The following is a 4,172-nucleotide window of genomic DNA, read 5'->3' on the forward strand; positions in this document are numbered from 1 at the left end:
GCGGGTTCGTGGCGGTCAATCCCAACAGCAAGATCCCGGCGCTGGTCGACCGCAGCGGCGCGGAGCCGGTGCGGGTGTTCGAATCGGGCGCGATTTTGCTCTTCCTTGCGGAAAAATTCGGGGCGTTCCTGCCCGAGTCCGGCGCGTCGCGCGCGGAAACCCTGTCGTGGCTGATGTGGCAGATGGGCAGCGCGCCGTTCCTCGGCGGCGGGTTCGGGCATTTCTACGTCTATGCGCCGGAAAAATACGAATATCCGATCAACCGCTACGCGATGGAGGCCAAGCGCCAGTTCGACGTGCTCGACCGGCAGCTCGCCGACCATCGCTACGTCGCGGGCAGCGACTACAGCATCGCCGACATGGCGATCTGGCCGTGGTACGGGCAGGTCGCGCAGGGCAAGGTCTACGGCGACGCCGCGACCTTCCTCGCCACCGCCGACTATAAAAATGTCCAGCGGTGGGCGGCGGAGATCGCCGAGCGGCCCGCGGTCCAGCGCGGGCGGATGGTCAATCGCACCTTCGGCGAATTGTCCGAGCAGCTTCACGAGCGCCACGACGCGAGCGACTTCGAGCTGCGCACGCAGGACAAGCTCGAGCCGGCCGGAGAGCCCCACGACGCGGCTTAAGGCGGGGTGTGACGGCGGCGGCGGCGCGGCTATAGCCGCAGCGATGGCCGCCGATGCCCCGACCGACTTCCGCTGTGGATCCGACCCGCGCACCTTGCGCGACGCCTTGGGCTGCTTCGCGACGGGGGTGACGGTGGTCACCTGCCTCGATGCCGCGGGCCAGCCGGTCGGGCTGACCGCCAACAGCTTCACCTCGGTCAGTCTCGACCCGCCGCTGCTACTGGTGTGCGTGGCCAAGACCGCGGCGAGCGCGGCGGTGCTGACCGCGGCCAGGCACTTCGCGGTAAACGTGCTGCAGACCGGCCAGCAGCCGGCCTCGATCCGCTTTTCGACCCGCGCCGAGGACCGCTTCGGGGCGACCCCGTGGTCGACCGGCGAGACCGGCGCGCCGGTTCTGATGGAGTCGCTCGGCGTGTTCGAGTGCGCGGTCCACGCGGTGCACGAGGGCGGCGATCATCACATCCTGGTCGGCGAGGTGGTCAAGGCGAGCTTCGACCCGCACCTCGACCCGTTGCTCTATTTCCGCGGGCGCTACCGCCGGCTGCACTTCGACTAGAGGTCCCCCTCCGGCGCTGCGCGCCTCCTCCCCCGAGGGGGGCGACTAGAGGTCGACCACCAGTTTTTCGGGGTGCGAAGTGAACTGGCGGACAATCGCGACGATCACCCCGCCGACCACCAGCCCGACCACCGCGCCGCCCAGCGCATAGACCAGCCATTCGACGGCGGGCCCGATCGCTCCGGCCGAGCGGCCGACGGCGACCGACCATTCGTGCACCGCGTGGGGCACCGCCTCGAGCAGGTGCAGTTCTTCCAGGCCGTGGAGGATGATCCCGCCGCCGACCCACAGCATCGCCGCGGTGCCGAGGACCGACAGCCCGACCAGCAGCTTGGGCACGACGTGGACCAGCCCGTTGCCGAAGGCGCGTGCGCCCGGATTGCTGCGCTCGGCGAGATGAAGCCCGATATCGTCCAGTTTCACGATAATCGCGACGACGCCGTAGACGCCCGCGGTAATCCCCAGCGAGACCGCGACCAGCGCCGCCGCGGTGGTCGCCAGCGACAGTTTGCCAAGGCTGGCGAGCGCGATCGCCATGATCTCCGCCGACAGGATGAAGTCGGTGCGGATGGCGCCCTTGACCTGCAGCTTCTCGAGCTCGGCCGGGTCGTCCAGCGCATCGACCAATTGGTCGGCGTGGTGGTGCTCGTGAAGCAGCTTCTCGAGGATCTTTTCGGTCGCCTCGAACGCCAGATAGGCGCCGCCCAGCATCAGCAGGGGCGTGATCAGGACCGGCGCGAAGGCGGTCAGCAGCAGCGCCGCGGGGAGCAGGATCAGCAGCTTGTTGCGGAGCGAGCCAAGGGCGATCTTGCCGATGATCGGAAGCTCGCGCTCGGGAGCCAGGCCGACCACATAGCGCGGCGTGACGGCGGTATCGTCGATCACCACCCCGGCCGCCTTGGTGCTCGCCTTGCCGGCGGCAAGGCCGACGTCGTCGATCGACGCGGCGGCAAGCTTGGCGATGGTGGCGACGTCGTCGAGGAGAGCGATCAGGCCGGAGGGCATGGCGTGCCTTTGGCGCAAGTCGTGGCGGCGGGCAATGCCTTGCCTCTTGTCTGCCTTTCGCGCAGTTGGCGAACATGCTGGGGATGGAATTCATCAAGGCCAACCGCGACGCGGTGGAGGCGGCGATCCGCGACAAGGGGGTCGATGCCGACCTTGGCGCGCTGCTTGATCTCGACGGCGAGGTGCGCGGGCTCAAGACCGAAATCGAGGGGCTGCGGGCCGAGCGGAACGCGGTCAGCGCGCGGTTCAAGGATGCGACGCCGGAAGAGCGCGGCGAGCTTGGGCGTGTCGCCAAGGAAGCGGGCGCCAGGGCGGGCGAGCTTGAGGCGCAGCTCGGGGACAAGGAGGCGGCGCTCAAAGCACTGCTCCTGCGCTTGCCCAACATCCCGTTCGCGGGCGCGCCGGTCGGGCCCGACGAGAATTCCAACGTCGTCATCCGCAGCGAGGGCACACCGCCCAAGTTCGAGTTCGAGCCGCTCGACCATGTCGCGCTGATCGAGCGCAACGGCTGGGCCGATCTGACGCGCATCACGCAGGTGTCGGGATCGCGGACCTATTGCCTCAAGGGGCGGCTGGCGCTGCTCGAGATGAAATTGATGGCGTGGGCGCTGGAGACCATCGCTAGTGCCGGCTTCACCCCGATCACGGTGCCGGCCATTGCGCGCGCGTCCGCGTTCGAGGCGCAGGGGCAGTTTCCGGGGCACGTCGACGAGACGTATGAATTGCCCAACGACGATCTGTGGCTGGCGGGAACGGCGGAGGTCGCGCTGACCTCGCTCCATGCCGGCGAGATCGTCGAGGCGGATAAATTGCCGATTCTCTACGCGGGCTACTCGCCATGCTTCCGCCGCGAGGCGGGCAGCGCGGGGCGCGATGTGCGCGGGCTGTTGCGCGTTCACCAGTTCGTCAAGGTCGAGCAATATGTGCTGTGCGAGGCGGACGAGGCGGTGTCGGCCGAATGGCACGCCAAATTGCTGTCGCAGGCCGAGCTGCTGCTTGGCCTGCTCGAAATCCCGTACCAGGTGATCGAGACTTCGACCGGCGACATGGGGCTCGGCAAGTACCGCATGAACGACCTCGAGAGCTGGGTGCCGAGTTTGGGCAAGTATCGCGAGACGCACAGCTGCTCGACCCTGCACGACTGGCAGGCGCGGCGGGCGAACCTTCGCTACCGCGGCGCCGACGGCAAGGTGCGCTTCGCCCACACCCTCAACAACACCGCGCTGGCGAGCCCGCGGATCCTCGTGCCGCTGCTCGAAAACCACCAGACCGCCGACGGGCGGGTGCGGCTGCCGCAGGCGCTGCGGCCGCTGATGGGGGGCGACGAATTCCTGTGACGTCGGACGAGGCGCCGCCGCCCGGCTGGCGGCGGATCGCCGAGGCCGCGGCGCTCGGTGCGCGGTTCTGGCGCGGGTTCGGGCATCTCGGGCCGCGCGGGCCGATCGACGGCCCGCCGGCGCTGGTCATCCCCGGCTTCATCGCCAACGACCGCACGACGATGGAGCTGCGCCGCGCTCTCGCCGAAGCAGGGTATCGCGTTCACCCGTGGCGGCAGGGGATGAACTGGGGGGCGCGGGCGGACACCGTCGAGCGGCTGTGCGCGTGCCTGGATGGGGTCGGAGATGAGCGGCCGGTGCTGGTGGTCGGGTGGAGTCTTGGCGGGGTGTTCGCGCGCGAGCTGGCGCGGGCGGTTCCGAGCCGCGTGCGCGCGGTGGTGACGATGGGCTCGCCGTTCTCCGGCGACCCCAAGTGGAACAATGTTTGGCGGCTGTACGAGCGGGTCGCCGGCCATTCGGTCGATCAGCCGCCGATCCCGCGGATCACCGCCAAGCCGCCGGTGCCGACGCTGGCGATGTGGTCGCGGCGCGACGGCATCAGCGCCCCGCGCGCGGCGCGCGGGCTCCCCGAGGAAAGCGACCGCGCGGTCGAGCTGACGTGCGGCCACATGGCCTTCGCGGTGTCGCGGCCGGCGGCACGGTCGGAGC

At 69.5% G+C, this 4,172-nt stretch carries 5 protein-coding genes; 4 read left to right on the plus strand and 1 reads right to left on the minus strand.

What is annotated here, in order from left to right; genetic code table 11:
* On the plus strand, positions 1-626 hold a 626-nt coding region (yghU, locus tag RMP08_RS08095; protein ID WP_310468485.1), incomplete at its 5' end, for a glutathione-dependent disulfide-bond oxidoreductase.
* Positions 627-669: 43 nt separating this feature from the next.
* Positions 670-1,182, plus strand: coding sequence for a flavin reductase family protein (locus tag RMP08_RS08100; protein ID WP_310468486.1), 513 nt, complete (start codon positions 670-672; stop codon positions 1,180-1,182).
* A gap of 45 nt (positions 1,183-1,227) precedes the next feature.
* Here the strand turns inward: RMP08_RS08100 and RMP08_RS08105 are convergent, their stop codons facing one another.
* A complete protein-coding gene (locus RMP08_RS08105) occupies positions 1,228-2,187 on the minus strand; it encodes a DUF808 domain-containing protein (RefSeq protein WP_310468487.1) in 960 nt (319 codons plus the stop codon).
* A gap of 74 nt (positions 2,188-2,261) precedes the next feature.
* Between RMP08_RS08105 and serS the strand changes: the two genes are divergently transcribed.
* The gene (gene serS, locus RMP08_RS08110; RefSeq protein ID WP_310468488.1) at positions 2,262-3,524 is read left to right on the plus strand and encodes a serine--tRNA ligase; all 1,263 of its coding nucleotides are present in this window, start codon (positions 2,262-2,264) and stop codon (positions 3,522-3,524) included.
* Positions 3,521-4,172, plus strand: a 652-nt coding sequence (locus tag RMP08_RS08115) for an alpha/beta fold hydrolase (RefSeq protein WP_310468489.1), incomplete at its 3' end; no start/stop codon positions are given. The genes serS and RMP08_RS08115, both read left to right, overlap by 4 nt.

It is taken from the genome of Sphingomonas sp. (assembly GCF_031426035.1).
Taxonomy (GTDB): Bacteria; Pseudomonadota; Alphaproteobacteria; order Sphingomonadales; family Sphingomonadaceae; genus Sphingomicrobium.

What these genes read in the sequence shown, in the direction of transcription:
- RMP08_RS08100 (WP_310468486.1), top strand. Translation starts at nt 670, where the DNA reads ATGGCCGCCGATGCCCCGACCGACTTCCGCTGTGGATCCGACCCGCGC.
- RMP08_RS08105 (WP_310468487.1), bottom strand. Translation starts at nt 2,187, where the DNA reads ATGCCCTCCGGCCTGATCGCTCTCCTCGACGACGTCGCCACCATCGCC.
- serS (WP_310468488.1), top strand. Translation starts at nt 2,262, where the DNA reads ATGCTGGGGATGGAATTCATCAAGGCCAACCGCGACGCGGTGGAGGCG.